This is a genomic window from Kribbella sp. NPDC002412 (assembly GCF_053592935.1).
The window spans coordinates 143,304-160,880 of record NZ_JBSFBL010000005.1 but is presented as its reverse complement, the minus strand read 5'-3'; the positions used below and the strand labels follow the sequence as shown (position 1 = coordinate 160,880).

The following is a 17,577-nucleotide window of genomic DNA, read 5'->3' as shown; positions in this document are numbered from 1 at the left end:
CTCCCTGTGACATCCGGTCTCCGGAGGATCCCCCAGGCGGGTCCGATCGGCGCGGACATAGGATCGGCGGCATGGCGACACGGCTGGTTCAGGTGACGATCAAGGCGCGGGACGACTCCGCCGTCGGCAGGTTCTGGGCCGACGCGCTCGGCTGGGGCATCGACAGCGAGGGACCCGGCGTGACCAACGTCGAGCCGGAGGGCTTCAGCTACCCCGATCCCGTCGCCGTGTGCATCGACGTCCTGGCCGTCCCGGAGCCCAAGACGGTGAAGAACCGCGTGCACCTCGACCTCGCCACCACCTCGGCGGCCCACCAGGAAGAACTGGTCGCACGCCTGAAGGAGCTCGGCGCGACGCCGGCCGACGTCGGCCAGGGAAACGTGCCGTGGACGGTCCTCGCCGACCCGGAGGGCAACGAGTTCTGCGTGCTCGAGCCTCGAGCGATCTACCAGGAGACCGGACCGATCGCCACCGTGGTCGTCGACTGCACGGATCCGCGGGCGATGGCCCGGTTCTGGGGCGAGGCGATGGACTGGACCGTGCACGAGGTGACCGACGATCATGCGCGGTTGCGTTCGGCCAAGGGCGTCGGGCCCTACCTGGAGTTCGTCCCCACGCCCGATCAGAAGACGGGGTTGAACCGCGTCCATCTCGACGTCCGGCCGTACCCCGGTGACGATCATGCCGCGGAGGTGGCACGACTGAAGGCTCTCGGCGCCACCGACGCCGACGTCGGCCAGGGCGACGTCCCGTGGGCCGTCCTCGCCGACCCCGAGGGCAACGAGTTCTGCGTCCTCACCCCACGCTGAAATCCGGTGCCCCGGTGGCCGGGGCACCGGTAGGCTGACCGGACACGACTGGCGCGGGTGGGCCGACCACCGGGGAGTGACAGCAGGGCATCGACCGCCTGGGTGCCCGAGGCAACGATGCTGAGGAGCCTGGTCGTGCCCCGTGTTCCGCACCGTGTTCTGCACCTGTCCGATACCCATGTCAGCCGGACCGGACCGGATGAGGACGGCGTCGACGGCGTCGCCGCACTGCGGCAGCTGCTGTACGACGTCCGCGACGTTCCGGCGCTGGACCTGGTGGTGGTCAGCGGTGATGTCGCCGACGACGGTTCCCGTGAGGGATGTGAGGTTGTCCGGTCGCTGGTCGGCGCGTTCGCGGCCGAGCGGGGGATCCCGCACATCTACAGCACCGGGAACCACGACCGGCGGGAAGGCTTCGCGGCCGCTCTCGGCTTCGGCCACCTCGGCCCGGATGGCTCACCGATCGGGCGCCGGGCCGACGTCGAAGGTGTGATCGCGGGCGTGAGCGAGGTGGACGGGCTGCGCGTGATCACGCTCGACAGCCTGGTCCCTGGTGAGACGCACGGCGTGTTGGGTCGGGATCAGCTCGACTGGCTCGCCGCGGAGTTGGCGACTCCGGCGCCGGCCGGCTCGATCGTCGTACTGCACCATCCGCCGATCTTCGTGGACGCGATCCCTTACATGGAGGCCGTCGTACTGCAGGAGCCTTCGGCACTGGGCGACGTACTCGCGGGGACGGATGTGCGCGCCGTGCTCTGCGGTCATCTGCATCACCAACTGTCGGGCGCGGTGGGGGACAAGCCGGTGTGGGTGACGCCGGGTGTCGTCACCCGGATCGACCTGACTGCTCCGAGCACGCTTGCCCGCGGTGTTCTCGGCGCCGGCGCGAGCGTCGTCGACCTGGGCGCGTCGCCGATGGTCTACACGTTGCACGCGCGCGACCCGCGCGCCAACACCGAGGTCTACACCTACAACCCGCTCACCGGCGAAGTTCTATGAGACTGCCGTCGGCGGCCATCCTGGACCGTCCACGGCGACAGGGACAGCCGCTCGGCGAGGACTTCGGTGCACAGGCCGACCCCGGCCACCAGGCGATCTGCTTCCCAGGCCGCCATGAGCGCATTGTCAGCCCGGCGCTGTCGTGGCCGGCAAGCCGCGTGCGGCGTGGTTGCCCGGGGCGACGTGGTCAGCGGTCGACGGCGAGCCGAGCGACGGCGGCGTCGAGGTCGTCCTCGGTGGGCAGGGTGTAGACCCGGGTTGAGTCGAGCGAGGCGTGGCCGAGGAGTTCGGCGACGGTGACCAGGTCGATGCCGGCGCGGACCAGGTCGGTGCCGAAGGAGTGTCGTAGCACGTGTGGGGTGACCTGGTCTGTCAGGCCGGCGGCGTGCGCGATGCGGGCGATGATCGTGTCGGCCGCACGCGCAGACAGTCGGCCACCGGTGCGGTTGAGGAACACCGCGGGGTTGGTGTCGCTGCCGGGCCAGCTGGGCCGCTCGGCGAGCCAGGCGTCGAGTGCGGTGCCGAGTTCGGTGTGGACCGGGACGCTGCGGTGTTTGCGGCCCTTCCCGCGGATCCGCAGCCGGCGTCGCCGCTGGGTGGTGGGCAGGTCGTTCAGGTCCAGGCCGACGGTCTCGGCGATCCGGGTGCCGGCCAGCCGCATCAGCGCCGCCACCGCGCGTTCCCGCGGCGGCGCGGACTGGGCGGCGCGTTGCCAGCGCAGGTCGTCGCGACCGACCAGTGCCCTGGGTGCCCGCCGGGCGGGGAGGTCGATGCGGGCGACCTGGTCGCCGTCGAGCTTGCCGAGGCCGCGGCGGATCGCCAGGTCCGATACGGCGGCGAGCGCGCCGTTCACGGTCGCCGGCGCCCGCTGCAGCGTGCCGTGAAGGTAGGTCTTGTAGTCGCGGGCGGCCCAGGTGGCCGCGGCTGGGTCGGTGAGTGGGTCGCCGTCGACCGCGGCGTCGGCCAGCCAGGCCAGGTACATCCTGACCCTGGACAGGTAGGTACGCCGGGCCTGCGCGGTCAGGTCCGCCCGGGCGAGGTCGCCGGCGTATTGGTCGAGCACCGCCATCAGCGGCGTCGGCAGAGACGTCGGTCTGCGACCCCGCCGGCCGGGCACCTTGTTCGCTGAATCGGTTGTGGGTGGTTCCACCGGCGCCGGGGAGGTGTTCTCTGAACTCACAAGAGCGATCGTATTAGAGAATCCATGTTCTCTGAACCGGCGTAGGATAGAGGGTGTCCGGACCGACGACACTCCAATCCTGAGGTGCCAGCCACACCGGCTTCCCGCAAGGAAGACGCCATGTCCGTCTTGCACCGCAACCGAAAATCACCGAAGACCCCGGCGGATCCCGCTGATACGGCCGCTGCGGATCCAACACCCGCAACAATCCTCACCCCTGCAACCTCGACCGAGCCAGCAGCGGCACCGGCGCCTCGCACCCGCACGGGTGCCACCTGGGTCGGGATCAGCGCCGCCGTGCTCACGCTCGTGGTGCTGATCGTCATCTTGCTGCAGAACACCGGCAGCGTCGCGGTCAGCTTCCTGTGGATGGACGGGTCCGTGCCGCTGGCGCCGGCCCTGCTGATCGCCGGCGTCGGCATCGGCGCCATGGTGGTCGGCACCGTTCGGAGTGCGTCGTGATCGTCATCCTGGGGCTCATCATCTTGCTCGCCGCGGTGATCGTCGGCGTGGCCGGTGTTCTCGGCAACGGTGGCGGAGCGCATACGCTCACCGACGACGGGTTCGCGGTGTTCGGCTACCACGTGACCGGCTCCACAGGCACGCTGTTCCTCTACGGCATCGTGGTCGGGGCGGTCGCCCTGTTCGGGTTGACGCTGCTGCTGGCCGGCGCGCGCCGTACCTCCCGCCGCGGCAGCGTGGCGCGCCGCGGGCTCAAGCAGTCCCGCCGCGAGACCGCCGCTGCCAGCCAGGCTCGCGACGACCTCATCGATGAGCGCGACACCGCCCGCGCCTACACGGCGAGCGCGCTGGGGAGCGGCACGCCCCGCGGCGACCACCGCCAGCTCAACCCAGACGACGGTCGCCGGAGCAGACTGCACCTGTTCGGACGGCGATCCGCTCCCCGGCAGGGGGACGCCACACACCCAGAGTCGCCGACCGTCAGGCCGCCCTCCGATGGCCCTGGCGATCCGCCCGCTCCCGCAGAATGACTCACGAAAGGTCGCACCCATGGGTATCGCCAAGAAGATCGCGCAGAAGGCCGAAGCGGTCAAAGGCGGCGCCAAGAAGATCGTCGGCCGCGCCACCGGCAACCGGCGCCTGCAGGCCGAAGGCCGCGGTGACCATGCCAAGGCCGACGCCAGACAGGCCGGCGCGAAGATCAAGGACGCCTTCAAGGCCTTCAGGCGCTGACCACTCCCCACCGTCGACCCGAATCCACAGCCGGCGGCGCGAGCCAACGTCCTCCGTCGGGCGATGCGTGACAGCTGTACGCCACCTGATGCGCGTAGGTGAGGTTGGCGCAGTCGGACTCGTCCACGACGTACTCGACCTACGGGCCCGACCTGAGCGCGGTCGTTACCTGCGCCAGTGAACACGCGGCCACAAGACGCGTGAGACGTGGCTGACGCTCCCGCATGCCGGCCATGTCAGTGAGCTCAGGAGTAGTCGCGCGTTTCCAGTTCGGTGTGGGCGAGGGTGTCCACCAGTTGGCCGACCGTTCGCTGTCGCAGCAGAGCCTCTGGCAGGGGTTTGTCGACCTGGACTCCGTAGCGGTTGCGGCGGCCGTGCTTGTCCTTGACCACGTATCCGGCTTCCACCAGATCGGTGACGATGCCGAATGCCGCGCGCTCGGTGATGCCGAGCGCGCTCGCGATCTCCCGCAGCCGCACGCCAGGGTCGTGGGCGATGCACAGCAGCGCCAGCGCATGGTTCGTCAGGAAGCCCCAAGCCATGACCTAGAGCATACCGGATGTCCAGATCTAGGAACTGTATTGCCAGTATTGAAGTACTAGCGTAGGTTCGGTTGTGGAACTGGTTTACGGGTCTACGTGAGCCGCTCCACCACAGGAAGGCACATCATGCGCTGCACGCGCGTCGCTCTGTATGACATCAAGTCCGGCACCTTCGACGAGGTAGTCAGCCAGACCAAGTCCGGGATGGTTCCCTTGTTCAAGGACAGCAACGGCTTCGTGTCCTACGGGGTTGCCCAGGTCGACAAGGCCGCTTTCGTCTCCATCAGCACCTGGGAGACCCGGGCGCAGGCTGACGCGGCCGCCGAGAAGGCCGCGGACTGGGTGAAGGCCAACAGTCGGGACCGTTTCACCCTTCGCGACAACTACGTCGGTGACCTCGCCATCGACACCGGCCATCGCGAGCCGGCGCCGATCACCCACTAGATCGTCCAGGTAGCGAGCCCCGCCGCGCATCGCGGCGGGGCTCGCCCCATTGTCTGACCGCCACCAGGGCGCTGCGACGTGCTGACGCCGACGCAGACGCCGGCGGTCTGTGAAAGCCGGCGGCGTTTGTTCGTCGAATCGGAGGGCAGTTGCGCTGGCCGGTGGCAGAAGTCAGCGGGTCGCCTCGGCGGCCTCCTCGATCAGGCCGGCGGTGGTCTGGGGGTGACTGATCATCACGACGTGGGACGAGGTCGGCACTTCGACGACTTTGCGGAACTTCGCACGGCGGTACATCCAGCGCTCGCACTCCGGCGGGATAGCCTTGTCCTGGCCGGCGACCAGACCCCACGACGGGATCGTCCGCCACGCGGCGGCTTGAGTCGGGTAGATGAACGAGTCTGCATCGAACGGACGCTGCGTGGCCTGCAGCAGCCGGAACGCACTTGTGGACAAGTCGGCGGCGAAGGCTGCCTGGCCATCCTTGCTCAGGTACAGGTCGATGCCGGTGGTGCCGTCGGGCTTGGTGTACGGGAGGCCGACGCTTACTGGCGCGACGAGGCTGCCTGGGAACTTGTTGATGAGCTGGCCCTGTGTCTCGCCCACATCGGGCGCGAACGCCGCGACGTAGACCAGCGCTTTGACGTTGCTCTTTCCGGCAGCGGCGTTGGTGATGACAGTTCCACCCATGGAGTGTGCGACCAGCACGATCGGTCCACTGATGGAGTCCAGCAGACTCGCGATGTACGGGGCGTCTGTGGGGATACCTCTCAGCGGGTTCGATCCCGCGATCGTGGTGTAGCCCTTGCGCTGCAGTGCCTGGATCGTTCCGTTCCAGCACGACGAATCGGCGTAGCCACCGTGCACCAAGACGATGGTCGGCTTGGCCCTCGACCCCGACTTGACAGTCTGGCTTGTGGCAGCGGTTGCTGCGTCCGCACCGAGGGCGGTCGTCATGAGTGCGGCTGACCCGGCGATCGCGGCGCCGGACGCCAGCACCTGGCGGCGTGAGATATTCGTGCCCATGGTGATTTCCTCATTTCATTGACTGTGCCGACTTGGTTGGGCGGCGCCAGCCTGGGTCAGCTGAGTGACTGGACGGCGGTGTGGATGAGGTCGGCGACCGCGTCGGGTTGGGAGATGTAGACCGAGTGGCTGCCGCTGATCTCGCGGACTGTGGCGCCGGTCCGCTCGGCCATGGCCCGCTGTGCCGGTGGCGGGATCATCCGGTCGTCACTGGCGACGAGGTACCAGCTCGGCTTGAACCGCCACGCAGGCTCGGTGACCGTGCCATCGAGGGCGCCGACTCCCCAGGGGACTTGCGATTCGGCCATGAAGGCCGCCTCGTCGGCGGACAGGTCGCCGGCGAATGAGTCGTGGAACTTGTCGCGGTCCAGGAACAGGTGGCCGTCTCGCGGCGGCAGGATCGGCGGGACCGGTGCCCCCGGCGGCGGGTCGGCGATGAGGCTGTTCACCGACTCGCCCTTGTCCGGGGCAAAGGCTGCGATGTAGACGAGGCCGGCAACCCGGGAGTCGCTGCCGGTCTCGGTGATCACCACGCCACCGTAGGAGTGACCCACCAACAGCACACGCCCCTCGACGTCGTCGAGGACCTGCTTCGTCGCCGCGACGTCGCCTTCGAGGGAGACGGTGGGATTTTGGACGACCGCGACGCGGTGTCCTTGGGTGCGGAGCCGGTCGTAGACACCTCGCCACCCCGACCCGTCGACGAAACCGCCGTGCACCAGCACGACCGTAGGACTGCTGCTCATGGTGACCTCCTTGTCACAGGAGTGCGACGCCTGCGCACTGACGACCTGTTGCCATCAGCCTCTGCGCGCCACCGCCGCGATCCACGGACGAAAGCGCACACGTTGCGGACCACAGTGCACACCCGAACCGGACGATTGCCGGGTGCCTGTGGCGGTGGTCTACTGGGCTCGTCGAGGAGGAAGGCATGGGGGAGTCTGTTGTCAGCACCGACACGGTCGATCCGTCCGACCGCGAAGCCTTCTGGCACCACGTGCTCGCCGACACCTTCGCCGCGGTCCAGCTCGGGCAGTGGACCGGTCACGGATTGGAACCAGCCGCCCAGCTGAGCGCGACACGGCGCGGGCGGCTGCTGTTCGCCGAGTTGGAAGCCACTCCGCACGTGCACCGGCGGACGCCTCGACAGATCCGGCAGGCAGATGCCATGTTCTTTCAGGCGGCGATCCTCACCAAGGGTGCAGCCTCGCTGGAACAAGAGGGACGGATCGCACAGCTCAGCCCCGGCGACCTGGTGGTCTACGAGAACTCGCGACCGTTCACGTGGACCTTCGCCGATCCGTGGGCGGTCACGGTCCTGTCGATCCCTAGCGAGGCAGTCAGCCTCACCGACTCGGAGCGGCGAGCCATGAGCGCGCGGCGACTCTCCGGGCAGAACGGTCTGTCCGGCGTCGTCGCGCGGCTCGTCCTGGATCTCACTCGCCATGCCTCCGAGATTCCTGAGGGTCAGTCGGAGCGCTTCCTCGCGCATACGACCGACCTGGCAATCTCGCTGTTCGCGACCTCCGCCAACGCCGAGTACATCGACGCGCGGCATCGCACCATGCTCGATCGCATCAAGGGGCACATCGATACGCACTTCCGCTACCCCGGCCTGACACCCGACGACATCGCGGCGGCCGCGAACATCTCGACGCGTTACCTCCACAAGCTGTTCGAGGCCGAGCACCAAACCGTCACTCTTTACCTGCGGGGCCTGCGACTGCGGTGCGCACGACAAGAACTGCTCGACCGGCGGCTCGCTCACCGCAGCGTCGCCGACATCGCGCACGGCTGCGGCTTCGGCGACCTCAGCGGCTTCAACCGCGCCTTCAAGGCTGCATACGGAACGACTCCGAGCGACCTACGACGCCGAGCTGACTCCAGGTCCCCCTAGCCCAGGCCACTCCGATCTGTCGCGGCCGGTCACTGCCACCAGGCGGGCCGCACGGTGCCGGCGGTCCCGCTGCTGGCTTCAGTTGCTCCTCGGCTTCGGTGCGGCGCTGGCGCAGGTGCTTCAGGGAGTCCTCCAGCGCGGCGACCTCGCCAAGCCAAGCGCGCGTGCGGACCACGTCGGCGTAGAGCAGCAGATCCTCGTCCTGAAGCTGGTCCAGGCGCTTCGCCCGGAGGCGGATCATCGGAACCTGCTGCTGAAGTCATGGTTCACTCCTAGATGCTGGTCTCCTCGGACCGGCACCCGAGCACGGATGGGGCACGCATGACCACCTCCGTGGTTCCACGCGCTCAGACCGACCCGTGGACATCGCGAGGCGGGGACGCGCAGGTCGACCGCTATGAGAACAGAGTCCACAGTGTGGTGCCCGATGTCCATGGACCAGAGACCCGGTGAACAGCGGACAGCGCGGCTCCTCAAGGCCGAACCATGGCGCCCGGGCGCCGCCCCGGGCTGCCTCGAGGTGCACCCGGCTGTGCGTCGTCGCGCAACCGGATGACCCTACAGCACCGATTCGTTGCCCTCAGCCACGTCGAGTCTGGACGCCACGCTGGCCGCGGTGAGGTCGATCCGGCTGTCCCTGTCGAGTCGGAACCGCCCGTATGGGTTGGTGTGTGACCAGAACAGCGGGCCGCGGCGGCTGGTGACCTTCACACCGCCGGCGGTGCCGTCGACCAAGGCCTGGTCCAGCCGGGTGAGCGCATCGGTCAGTCGTTGCTTCAGGCCCGTGATGAAAGCGGTCGGGTCGACCGGCTGCCGCAGCGCGGCGTAGTGCACCTCGCGGGCGTGCTCGAAGTCGCCGGGCAGGTCGTCCTCGGAGTTGCAGCGAGCCAGTCAGCCTTGGGCCGCTTCGGTGAGGGCGGCGACGAGGGCTGCGGTGGCGGGTGGGTCGGGCGGTTCGCCGTACGTCGCCGCGTAGACGTGGCGACGTGATCCCGGGAGCTCGGTCGCGAAGATCCCGTCGGTCCGATGGGCACGGAGGGCCAGTCCGGGCATCGTGGTCACGCCGAGACCGGCGGCGACCAGGGTCTGCATGACGACCATGTCGTCGGAGGTGTAGCCGATCGTCGGCTCGTAGCCTTCCTCGGCGCACACCGACAGCAGGTGGCTGCGGCACCGGGCACAGCCCGCGATCCACGTGGCGTCGTGGAGGTCGGCAAGTTGTTGCTCTTGGCTCGGTGACAGCAGGTAGACCGGGTCGTCGAGTAGGTGGTGCAATCGGACGCCGCTCGGTTCGGGCTCGGTCTCGTCGTACCGGAAGATCACCGCGACGTCGACCTTGCCGGTGCGAAGCAGCTCGAGCGCCTCGGGTGGATGCATGTCGGTGAGACCGATCTGCAGACCGGGATGCGTCCCGGCGAGCGCAGTCACCGCGTGCGGGATCAGCGATCCGATCGCGGACGAGAACCCGGCGAGCCGGACTCGCCCGGCGGTGAGCCCGACGTGCGCGGCAAGCTCCGCGTCGACGGCATCGATCCGCCCGAGGATCTCGGCCGCCCGGTCGGCCAGCAGCTGACCGGCCGCCGTGAGCCGGATACCGCGTCCGACCCGTTGCAGCAGCTGCGCACCCGTCTCGGCCTCGAGCCGAGCCAGATGATGGGTCACCGACGGCTGCGAGTAGTGGAGCTCCCTCGCGGCTGCCGTGACGGAACCGTGTCGCGCGACCGCCTCGATCACGCGCAAGCGAGTGACGTCCAGCATGCATCAACTCTATCTATCGATGAGCATGAAGATTGGCATTGGACGTTATAGGTCCGCCGCGCGCACGCTCGATACATGACAACCACACTGATTCACCCACTGACCGCGTTGATCGACGGCGTACGGACTGCCGTCAGCAAGCACGCGAACTGGTCGGACACTGCCGAGCTCGTGTCCGACCAGCTCCGCCTGCACCTGCCGCGCCCGGAGGACGTCCTGACCGCCGAGCAGCGCGACGGCTCACCCGAGAGCTACCGCAGCCACACCCTGCACGTCGAACCCGACGGCTCGTTCTCGATCATCGGACTGGTCTGGCGACCCGGCCAGATCACCCGCATCCACGACCACGTGACGTGGTGCGTGTTCGGCGTACTCCAAGGAGTCGAGCACGAGGAGCTGTTCGACGCCGACCTCCGGCTGCTCGGGGAGAGCGACAACAACGTCGGCGACGTCAGCGGCTTCGCCCCACCCGGCGACATCCATCGCGTCCACAACACCACCGACACCACCGCGATCTCCCTCCACATCTACGGCACCGACGTGACCCGCATCGGCTCGAGCGTCCGCCGGTACTACGACTGACTAGTCCTTGAGCGCGTCCAGTACTGCGACCTGCTCGGGAGTGAGCTGGATGTCGCCGGCTGCCACGTTCTCGGCCAGGTGGTCGCGGTTGCCGGTGCCCGGGATCGCGAGCACATGCTGCCCACGGGTCAGCGTCCAGGCGATCCGGATCTGGGCCGGGGTCGCGTCGTGGTCACGAGCGATGGCGAGCACGGTGTCGTCCGCGGAGACACCGCCCGCCTCGCGACCAGCCGCTGTCACCGCGAAGAACGGGACGAACGCCATCCCCTCCCTGCCGCAGAAGTCGAGAACCTCGTCGTTCACCCGGCCGAAGCCCACGCCGTACCTGTTCTGCACCGCCACCACCGGCGCGATCGCCCGCGCCTCCTCGATGTGCTGCATCCGGACGTTCGACACCGCCAGGTGCCGGATCAGGCCCTTGTCCCGAAGCTCGGCCAGGACCCCGAAATGCTCGGCGATGGAGTCGAGACCTTGCTGCCGCAGGTAGACGATGTCGAGCGCTTCCCGACCGAGCGAGCGCAGGTCACGCTCGACCAACCCCGGCAACTGATCCGGTCGCGCCATCCCGGCCTTGGTCGGCCCGACCTTCGTGGCGACGACGATCTCGTCCGGGTACGGCGCCAGCGCGCGGCGGACCACGTCGTTCGCCCAGCCGAGGCTGACGAAGTCGTTGTGCGGACCGGGACCGACGGTGGCCGGGTCGCGTGGACGGGACACGCCGTACGACGGGTAGAAGTCGGCGGTGTCGATGTGGTCGACGCCGAGCTCGACGGCGTAGCGGAGCAGGACGATCGCCTGCTCCTGCGCGTCCGGCCCGTTGCTCCCGGCCAGCCGCTTCGTCCCGAACCCGACCCGGCCGACGGCGCGGTCGCCGATCACCGACTTGCGCCGCGCATTTTCTGGTGCTAAGTTAATTGGTAAGAGCGTATTCTTTTGCGCTTTCTGCATTTCGCCAGGATAAGCCCGGCTGTGAATTCCGTCCAGCTTTTGCGGCGACTTTTTCTCGCCATTGGCTCGTTGCCGGCCGAGCCTTGGGGGAGGCGGCGTGGAGTTCGGGGCGCATCTGCCGTTGATGGAGTTCGGCGCCGAGCGGGTGTCGCTGGCCGGCCTGCAGGCGACCGTCGACGCCGCGCGCGACTGCGGCTTCACCACCATCTCGGCCAACGATCACTTCCTGTTCTCGACGCCGTGGCTCGACGGGCCGACCGCGCTCGCCGCCGTACTGGATCGCTCCGGAGACCTGACGCTGGCCACGACGATCTCGCTGCTCGCCCTGCGTGGACCCGTGCCGTTGGCAAAGACTCTGGTTGCTCTTGACGTGCTGTCGGGTGGGCGGGTCGTTGCCGGGGTCGGGCCTGGTTCGTCACGGCGTGACTATGACGCGGTCGGTGTGCCTTTCGAGGACCGCTGGAATAGGTTCGACGAGGCGGTGACGATTCTGCGGGCGCTTCTCGGCCGCGGCCCGATGCCATCGCAGACGCGCTTCTACGCGTTACCGGACGGCGAATTGCAGCCTGTTCCGGTCCGGGACGGTGGAATCCCGGTGTGGATCGGAAGCTGGGGCTCGCCGGCGGGGCTCCGGCGGGTCGCCCGGCTCGCGGACGGCTGGCTCGCGTCGGCGTACAACACCAGCCCGGAGGAGTTCGCGACCGCACAACAGCTCTTGGCCGGCCTCCCGAACGCGCTCGTGACGATGTGGACCTGGATCACCGAGGACCCAGCGGAGCGCGAACGCGTCCTCCACGACATCCTCGGGCCGCTGCTCAAGCGCGACCCCGGCGAGCTTCGCGACCGCGTGTGCGTCGGGCCGGCAGGTCACTGCGCCGACCTGCTGTCCCGCTACGCCCAGGCCAACTGCCACCGGGTCCACCTGTGGCCGCTGGGGGAGTCGCCCAGGCAGCTGGAGCTCTTCGCCGCCCAGGTCGCGCCACGCATCGACACGGTCTATGGATAACCGGTGGCATTGGCATTAGACGCCATAGTCCGGAGCGGGCAGGCTGTTTGACACCCAGCAGAATGCTCCGGAGGGAAATGACCATGGGCAAGCTGATTTACTCGATGCAGACCTCGCTCGACGGTTTTGTGACCGCTGAGGACAGCAAATCCGACTGGAGCGGACTGGACGCGGAATCGCACCAATTCATCAACGACAGGAGCCGGGCGATCGGCACGTATCTCTACGGCCGGCGAATGTACGAGACGATGGTCTATGGGAGGACCCACCCGCCGAGGCGGATGCGCCGTACCTGCGGGAGTACGCGCGGATCTGGCAGGCGACCGAGAAGATCGTCTACTCGACCACCCTGACCGACGTCAGCAGCAAGCGGACCCGGATCGAGCGGTCGTTCGACCCGGACGCCGTCCGCAAGCTCAAGGCCGAGTCGGAGCTGGACCTCGGCATCGACGGCCCGAATCTGGCGGCCCAGGCGATCCGGGCCGGACTGGTCGACGAGTACCAGCTGTACGTCGGACCGGCGATCGTCGGCGGCGGCAAACGATTCTTCCCCGACGGCGTCTGGGTCGACCTGGACCTTCTCGACCTCCACCGTTTCACCAGCGGCGCCCTGTACCTGCGCTACGCCGTCAAGCCCTGAATATCCACTTGGCAGCGGAGTTGTTCACCCACCAGCATTCGGAGCATGAGCGACCAACCCGAGCGCTGGAGCCAGGCGACCGTCTACCCCGACATGTGGGCCGACCCCGACCAGGACCCACGCAACAACGACTCGAGTCCGGACGGCGAGCTGGCCACATTGCTGGACTTTCTCGACGGCTACCGCCTGACGCTGCTGATGAAGTGCGAGGGCCTGGATCCGGACCAGCTCGCTCGTCGCTCGGTGCCGCCGTCCACCATGTCGCTGCTCGGACTGCTGCGCCATCTCGCCGAGGTCGAGCGGGACTGGCGGACCTGGATCGACGGCGAGCCGCTGCCGAAGCTGTACGGCAAGCGTGACGCCGACTTCGACGAGGCAGTCGCCGACCAGGCGATGGTCGACGCCGCCTACGCCGACCTCGCCCGTGAACAAGCCGCCACCGACGCGGCCCTGGCCGAACACCCGGACCTCAGCGAGCGCCTGCCCATGGACGACACCGCGGTCCGGGAGCTCATGGTCCACCGCATCGAGGAGTACGCCCGGCACTGCGGCCACGCCGACCTGCTCCGAGAGTGCGTCGACGGCCGCGTCGGCCAGTAGGGCTACCTGATCGGCGCCACGTCGTACACGAGGTGGGTGACCCGCTTGCCTTGTGCGACCAGCGACGGGTCGGCGAGCGTGACCTCGCCGTCGGCGCCGCCGAAGAACGGCCGGCCCGCGCCGAACACCACGGGTACGACGTTCATCACGACCCGGTCGATCAGGCCCAGCCGCAGTGCCTGCCCGCCGACGTTCCCGGCCGCGACATCGACGATCCGGTCGCCGGCAACCTCGCGGGCCTGGGCGATGGCCGACTCGACCCCGTCGGTCACGAACGTGAACGGCGCGGTGTCGATGAACTCCCAGCTCTTCGGCTCCTCGTGGGTGACCACGAAGACGCGGTCACCGGCCACCGCCTGACCGTCCCAGCCGTTGGTCTGGTCGAACACGAACCGGCCGACCACCATCGCGCCGATGTCATTGGGGTAGACGGCCTGGATGAAGTCCTTGGAGGCCTGGCTGGTGCGCATCTCGCCCCCATTCCACTCCCAGACCACGTCGCCGTTCTGGAGCCAGTCGAAGAGCGGGCCGATCCCGCCGTCGGGTGTCGCGACGTAGCCGTCAGCCGACACGACGGCGTACATGATCGTCTGTGCCATCATCCTGCTCCGTTCAGGCCCCGGCCGGCCGGTAGCGCAGCCAGACGACTCCGGACCGGTACGGCGTGAGCGACACCAGCTGGAGGCGGATCGGGCCGACCCCGTCGAGGATCCGCGGTCCGGACGGCCACAGGTGCGGGTTCATCCAGAACCAGTACTCGTCGACGAGTCCCTCCTGCGCGAGGGTGTGCGCCAGCTCCCCGCAGCCGGAGACGACCAGGTTGCCTTTGTGCTTCTCCTTGAGCGCGGGAATCGCCTGGACGACCTCGCCCTCGACGAGGGTGGCGTTCCAGTCCAGCGGCCCGGTGAGCGTCCGCGAGGCGACGTACTTCGGCATGCCGTTGACCCGCTCGGCGTAGTAGCCCATCGAGGGGTCGTCGCCGAGGTGCGGCCAGACGGCGGCCAGCCCTTCGTACGTCTTGCGTCCGAGGAGGAGCGCGTCAGCCAGGATCAGTTGCTCGAGGCCCGCGTCGCCGCTGTCGGCGTCGAGCTCGAGCCACTCCTCGGGCGAGGGCGCCTCGAAGGCGCCGTTGACAGTGATCTGGTTGTGCACGATGACCTTTCCCATGCCTTCGAGGCTAGGAATCGGGCCGGTCCGTCCGCATCTGTCGAACGACTGGCGCCGCGCCGTCGAACATCGTGCGCCCGGCAGCCGTCATAGGTCGAGGTGCCCGAGCTCGGCCCGTCGTCTGACCCCGAGTTTCGGATAGGCCTTGTAGAGGTGGTGGCCGACTGTGCGCGGGCTGAGGAACAGCTCGGCCGCGATCTCCCGGTTGCTCAGGCCCAGGGCCGCGCGACGCACCACCTGCAGCTCCTGCGGGGTGAGCCCGCCGGAGCTCTCGGCGTCCCCGGGAGCGGTCTCGCCGAGCGCGGTCAGTTCGCCGCGTACGCGCGGGAGCCAGCCCTGGGCGCCGATCCGGTCGAACGTCTCGTGGGCGTGGACGAGTTGTTCCTTGGCTGCGCTGGGACGCCGGTGCCGGCGCAGCCATTCGCCGTACACGAGCCGGGTCCGTGCCTGGTCGTAGGGACCGCAGGACTCGGTCGCCAGGGACTCCTCGAACAGTCGATCCGCCGCCGCACCGTCGTCGAGCAGCGCCTGGCAACGCAGCAGCAGTGCGGAGGCTATCGGGCTCTTGGTGTACGTCGCCCAGTCGGTGAGCCCGCCCAGGAACCGCCGGGCCCGGTCGGAGTCGCCGATCCGCACCGCGGCCTCGACCTGGTCAGGGATCGCGCGCACGGTGACGTCGCGACCAGGTGGACCTTCGCAGGCGCCTTCGAGTCGCCCGAGTGCGCGGTGCGGGTCGCCGTTCATGAGGTCGAGCAGGCCGAGTGTCCAAGTGGCCTGCGCTGCCGCCATGCCGTGCTGCCGTGAGTCGTCCAGAACGCGTACTGCGAGTCGCTCGGCGCCGGCGCGGTCGCCACGAGCTGCAGCGAGCCAGGCCGCCATGGCGGAGAGGACGATGACCTCAAGGTGCTGGCCCAGTTCCTCGGCGAGTGCCATTGCCTCCGCGACGTTGCTGTCTGCGTCGCGGAGGCGGCCCGTCACCAGCTGCGCGAGTACCAGTGGCTCCTGAGCGTAGGGCAGCCAGCCGAGCTCGCCGCGGCTGCGCACCTGCGCAACAAGCGCGTCCAGCATCGTCACAGCTGCCTCGTCCTCGCCGATCAGCAAGCCCAGGAACGCCGCGCTCAGTCGCTCCAAGGTGTCGCCGTCCGCAGTCTCCCGGTCGGCAAGTACTGCGCTGCGCATCGGGTCGACCGCCGCCGCGACGTCACCACACAGCAGGTCGGCGAAGCCCACCAGCCCCTCGATCACGGGGGTCGGACCCTCCGGGACCGAGCGAAGCCGCTCCGCGCAGCGACGCAGCAGAACGGGGTCCGCCGCGTCGCGTGCGCACCAGGTGGCCTCGGTCAGGATCGAAACAGCAAGGTCCGGCTCGGTTGCGAGGACCGGAGCGGCGGCCTCCAGCGCGATCCGGGTCGCTTCGGCCGGCGACGTACGCTCATAGGCCACCTGCGCGCGGATCCAGCCGGCCTCCGCCACTTCACCGGGTGCGTCGGTCAGCTCGGCACCTGCGGCTGCCAGCTCGACGGCCCGGTCCAGCTGCCCAGCGTCGTACGCCGCCCGCGCGGCAGCGACCAGCCGCTTGCCACGAAGCGTCGGTGCTCCGGTCAGTTGGGCTGCGCGATCGAGCGCCCTGGCCGCAGCAGCTGCCGCGCCACGTCCCGTTGCTCGCCGGGCTACCTGCTCCAGGCCGTCTGCGGCTGCGTCGTCCGGTCCGCCGGCCGCGGCTGCGAAGTGCCACGCGCGCCGGTCGGCGTCATGTGGATCGGTCAGCACCCCGGCGAGGGCCCGGTGCGCCGCGACCCGGCGGGCGAAGGGCGCTTCTTGATAAGTCGCCGACCGGATCAAGGGATGCCGGAACACCACGCCGTCGGCAGTCACCTGGACGAGTCGGCTCCGCTCGGCCGGCTCGAAGTCGCCGGCGTCGCCCCCGAGTTCAGCTGCGGCCGCGATGAGCGTCGGCAGGGCCGAGCCGTGGTCGGCCGCGGCCAGGAGGAGGACCGTCCGGGTCGGCTCTTCGAGAGCGCGGATCTGCCGTCGGAAGTGTTCCTCGAGCCGTCCCGCGGCAGGCAGCGGCGCAACGGGCGCCGGGACCGCTGAGGAATCGGTCGCGTGGGCCGCCAGCTCGACGATGGCGAGCGGATTGCCCGCGGACTCCGCGAGGATGCGGTCGGCGACATCGCTCGGGAGCGTCGCTGCGGCCGCCGCGAGCCGAGCAGCGTCGGCGGGACCCAGCCGGGGGAGTGTGACGCTCTCCAGCCCGGGCGCGGGGAACGGTCGTTCCCCATCGCGGGCGGCGAAGATCGTCGCTACCGAGTCGGCGTGCAAGCGCCGTACGGCGAACAGCAGAGCGTCGATCGACGACTGGTCGAACCATTGAGCGTCGTCGAGCAGGCACAGGAGCGGCCGGTCGCCGGCGATCTCGGACAGCAACGATAGGGTCGCCGCGCCCGGGAGCATCCGGTCGACCGGCACACTGCTTGCGCCGAACGCGGCCCGGAGAGCCTCCGCCTGCGCGCCGGGGAGCGCGTCCAAGCGGTCGAGATCGCGCACGAACATCAGCTGGAGAGCGGCGTACGCGACCTCGGCCTCGGACTCGATGCCCACCACGCGCAGCACGCGCATGCCACCGGCGACGCTCTCCGCGTAGTCGAGCAGCGCGGTCTTGCCGATCCCGGCTTCGCCGCGCAGCACCAGCGAGCGGCTCCGGCCGTCCTTGGCATCGGCTACGAGGCGATTGATCCGGGACTGCTCGGCGTACCGTCCGACTATCACAGCGGCACGCTAGACGCTC

General features: G+C 69.0%; 21 protein-coding genes and 1 riboswitch. Of the genes, 11 read left to right on the top strand and 10 right to left on the bottom strand.

The genetic code is table 11. The features are described 5' to 3' along the window. Positions 1-71 precede the first annotated feature (71 nt). A complete protein-coding gene (locus tag ACWCOV_RS06160) occupies positions 72-809 on the top strand; it encodes a VOC family protein (RefSeq protein WP_449828136.1) in 738 nt (245 codons plus the stop codon). 34 nt (positions 810-843) lie between these two features. Beyond that, a riboswitch (ZMP/ZTP riboswitch) is annotated at positions 844-920 on the top strand. Between the two features lie 24 nt (positions 921-944). Next, positions 945-1,808, top strand: coding sequence for a metallophosphoesterase (locus ACWCOV_RS06155; protein ID WP_449828135.1), 864 nt, complete (start codon positions 945-947; stop codon positions 1,806-1,808). A gap of 187 nt (positions 1,809-1,995) precedes the next feature. Here ACWCOV_RS06155 and ACWCOV_RS06150 read toward each other — a convergent pair whose 3' ends face one another. Next, positions 1,996-2,988, bottom strand: coding sequence for a tyrosine-type recombinase/integrase (locus ACWCOV_RS06150; protein ID WP_449828134.1), 993 nt, complete (start codon positions 2,986-2,988; stop codon positions 1,996-1,998). Positions 2,989-3,285: 297 nt separating this feature from the next. Between ACWCOV_RS06150 and ACWCOV_RS06145 the strand changes: the two genes are divergently transcribed. The 3 genes from ACWCOV_RS06145 to ACWCOV_RS06135 are packed head-to-tail and all read left to right on the top strand — an operon-like array spanning position 3,286 to position 4,182. After that, complete coding sequence (locus ACWCOV_RS06145; RefSeq protein WP_449828133.1) at positions 3,286-3,450, top strand: hypothetical protein; 165 nt, start codon at positions 3,286-3,288, stop codon at positions 3,448-3,450. Further along, positions 3,447-3,980, top strand: coding sequence for a hypothetical protein (locus ACWCOV_RS06140; RefSeq protein ID WP_449828132.1), 534 nt, complete (start codon positions 3,447-3,449; stop codon positions 3,978-3,980). The genes ACWCOV_RS06145 and ACWCOV_RS06140 overlap by 4 nt, the downstream gene beginning before the upstream one ends. 19 nt (positions 3,981-3,999) lie before the next feature. Further along, positions 4,000-4,182, top strand: a complete 183-nt coding sequence (locus tag ACWCOV_RS06135; protein ID WP_449828131.1) for a CsbD family protein — start codon at positions 4,000-4,002, stop codon at positions 4,180-4,182. Positions 4,183-4,427: 245 nt separating this feature from the next. Here ACWCOV_RS06135 and ACWCOV_RS06130 read toward each other — a convergent pair whose 3' ends face one another. Further along, positions 4,428-4,724 carry a helix-turn-helix transcriptional regulator gene (locus ACWCOV_RS06130; RefSeq protein WP_449828130.1) on the bottom strand — a complete coding sequence of 99 codons (297 nt, stop codon included), beginning with the start codon at positions 4,722-4,724 and terminating at the stop codon, positions 4,428-4,430. A gap of 126 nt (positions 4,725-4,850) precedes the next feature. Here ACWCOV_RS06130 and ACWCOV_RS06125 point away from each other — a divergent pair, with 126 nt between their 5' ends. Further along, positions 4,851-5,168, top strand: a complete 318-nt coding sequence (locus ACWCOV_RS06125) for a hypothetical protein (protein ID WP_449828129.1) — start codon at positions 4,851-4,853, stop codon at positions 5,166-5,168. Positions 5,169-5,339: 171 nt separating this feature from the next. Here the strand turns inward: ACWCOV_RS06125 and ACWCOV_RS06120 are convergent, their stop codons facing one another. Beyond that, positions 5,340-6,191 carry an alpha/beta fold hydrolase gene (locus ACWCOV_RS06120; RefSeq protein ID WP_449828128.1) on the bottom strand — a complete coding sequence of 284 codons (852 nt, stop codon included), beginning with the start codon at positions 6,189-6,191 and terminating at the stop codon, positions 5,340-5,342. A gap of 56 nt (positions 6,192-6,247) precedes the next feature. Then, positions 6,248-6,937: an alpha/beta fold hydrolase gene (locus ACWCOV_RS06115; RefSeq protein ID WP_449828127.1), complete on the bottom strand. Its 690-nt coding sequence runs from the start codon at positions 6,935-6,937 to the stop codon at positions 6,248-6,250. A gap of 185 nt (positions 6,938-7,122) precedes the next feature. On the opposite strand from ACWCOV_RS06115, the gene ACWCOV_RS06110 reads away from it, so the two are divergent. Then, a complete protein-coding gene (locus ACWCOV_RS06110; protein WP_449828126.1) occupies positions 7,123-8,088 on the top strand; it encodes a helix-turn-helix domain-containing protein in 966 nt (321 codons plus the stop codon). A gap of 558 nt (positions 8,089-8,646) precedes the next feature. Here ACWCOV_RS06110 and ACWCOV_RS06105 read toward each other — a convergent pair. Both ACWCOV_RS06105 and ACWCOV_RS06100 read right to left on the bottom strand, forming a co-directional pair. Beyond that, positions 8,647-8,922 carry a hypothetical protein gene (locus ACWCOV_RS06105; protein WP_449828125.1) on the bottom strand — a complete coding sequence of 92 codons (276 nt, stop codon included), beginning with the start codon at positions 8,920-8,922 and terminating at the stop codon, positions 8,647-8,649. Positions 8,923-8,979: 57 nt separating this feature from the next. Continuing rightward, a complete protein-coding gene (locus ACWCOV_RS06100) occupies positions 8,980-9,846 on the bottom strand; it encodes a LysR family transcriptional regulator (RefSeq protein WP_449828124.1) in 867 nt (288 codons plus the stop codon). A 75-nt stretch (positions 9,847-9,921) separates the two neighbouring features. Here ACWCOV_RS06100 and ACWCOV_RS06095 point away from each other — a divergent pair, with 75 nt between their 5' ends. Then, on the top strand, positions 9,922-10,428 hold the full coding sequence (locus tag ACWCOV_RS06095; protein ID WP_449828123.1) for a hypothetical protein: 507 nt from the start codon (positions 9,922-9,924) through the stop codon (positions 10,426-10,428). On the opposite strand, the gene ACWCOV_RS06090 is transcribed toward ACWCOV_RS06095, so the two are convergent. Then, positions 10,429-11,307: an aldo/keto reductase gene (locus tag ACWCOV_RS06090; RefSeq protein ID WP_449828122.1), complete on the bottom strand. Its 879-nt coding sequence runs from the start codon at positions 11,305-11,307 to the stop codon at positions 10,429-10,431. Positions 11,308-11,473: 166 nt separating this feature from the next. Here ACWCOV_RS06090 and ACWCOV_RS06085 point away from each other — a divergent pair, with 166 nt between their 5' ends. From ACWCOV_RS06085 to ACWCOV_RS06075, 3 genes are all read left to right on the top strand, one after another. Further along, on the top strand, positions 11,474-12,382 hold the full coding sequence (locus tag ACWCOV_RS06085) for an LLM class flavin-dependent oxidoreductase (protein WP_449828121.1): 909 nt from the start codon (positions 11,474-11,476) through the stop codon (positions 12,380-12,382). Positions 12,383-12,530: 148 nt separating this feature from the next. After that, positions 12,531-13,022 (top strand): dihydrofolate reductase family protein, encoded by a 492-nt coding sequence (locus ACWCOV_RS06080; RefSeq protein ID WP_449828206.1) that lies wholly within the window; start codon positions 12,531-12,533, stop codon positions 13,020-13,022. A 45-nt stretch (positions 13,023-13,067) separates the two neighbouring features. Beyond that, the gene (locus ACWCOV_RS06075) at positions 13,068-13,622 is read left to right on the top strand and encodes a DinB family protein (protein WP_449828120.1); all 555 of its coding nucleotides are present in this window, start codon (positions 13,068-13,070) and stop codon (positions 13,620-13,622) included. Positions 13,623-13,624: 2 nt separating this feature from the next. On the opposite strand, the gene ACWCOV_RS06070 is transcribed toward ACWCOV_RS06075, so the two are convergent. From ACWCOV_RS06070 to ACWCOV_RS06060, 3 genes are all read right to left on the bottom strand, one after another. After that, a complete protein-coding gene (locus tag ACWCOV_RS06070) occupies positions 13,625-14,221 on the bottom strand; it encodes a dihydrofolate reductase family protein (RefSeq protein ID WP_449828119.1) in 597 nt (198 codons plus the stop codon). A 13-nt stretch (positions 14,222-14,234) separates the two neighbouring features. Next, positions 14,235-14,789 carry a dihydrofolate reductase family protein gene (locus ACWCOV_RS06065; protein WP_449828118.1) on the bottom strand — a complete coding sequence of 185 codons (555 nt, stop codon included), beginning with the start codon at positions 14,787-14,789 and terminating at the stop codon, positions 14,235-14,237. 87 nt (positions 14,790-14,876) lie between these two features. Next, positions 14,877-17,558, bottom strand: coding sequence for an AAA family ATPase (locus ACWCOV_RS06060; RefSeq protein ID WP_449828117.1), 2,682 nt, complete (start codon positions 17,556-17,558; stop codon positions 14,877-14,879). Positions 17,559-17,577: the final 19 nt, after the last annotated feature.

Bases quoted from the DNA above. Each gene is read 5' to 3' on its own strand.
- ACWCOV_RS06160 (WP_449828136.1), top strand. From the start codon at position 72: ATGGCGACACGGCTGGTTCAGGTGACGATCAAGGCGCGGGACGACTCC.
- ACWCOV_RS06135 (WP_449828131.1), top strand. From the start codon at position 4,000: ATGGGTATCGCCAAGAAGATCGCGCAGAAGGCCGAAGCGGTCAAAGGC.
- ACWCOV_RS06130 (WP_449828130.1), bottom strand. From the start codon at position 4,724: ATGGCTTGGGGCTTCCTGACGAACCATGCGCTGGCGCTGCTGTGCATC.
- ACWCOV_RS06125 (WP_449828129.1), top strand. From the start codon at position 4,851: ATGCGCTGCACGCGCGTCGCTCTGTATGACATCAAGTCCGGCACCTTC.
- ACWCOV_RS06120 (WP_449828128.1), bottom strand. From the start codon at position 6,191: ATGGGCACGAATATCTCACGCCGCCAGGTGCTGGCGTCCGGCGCCGCG.
- ACWCOV_RS06115 (WP_449828127.1), bottom strand. From the start codon at position 6,937: ATGAGCAGCAGTCCTACGGTCGTGCTGGTGCACGGCGGTTTCGTCGAC.
- ACWCOV_RS06110 (WP_449828126.1), top strand. From the start codon at position 7,123: ATGGGGGAGTCTGTTGTCAGCACCGACACGGTCGATCCGTCCGACCGC.
- ACWCOV_RS06100 (WP_449828124.1), bottom strand. From the start codon at position 9,846: ATGCTGGACGTCACTCGCTTGCGCGTGATCGAGGCGGTCGCGCGACAC.
- ACWCOV_RS06095 (WP_449828123.1), top strand. From the start codon at position 9,922: ATGACAACCACACTGATTCACCCACTGACCGCGTTGATCGACGGCGTA.
- ACWCOV_RS06075 (WP_449828120.1), top strand. From the start codon at position 13,068: ATGAGCGACCAACCCGAGCGCTGGAGCCAGGCGACCGTCTACCCCGAC.
- ACWCOV_RS06070 (WP_449828119.1), bottom strand. From the start codon at position 14,221: ATGGCACAGACGATCATGTACGCCGTCGTGTCGGCTGACGGCTACGTC.
- ACWCOV_RS06065 (WP_449828118.1), bottom strand. From the start codon at position 14,789: ATGGGAAAGGTCATCGTGCACAACCAGATCACTGTCAACGGCGCCTTC.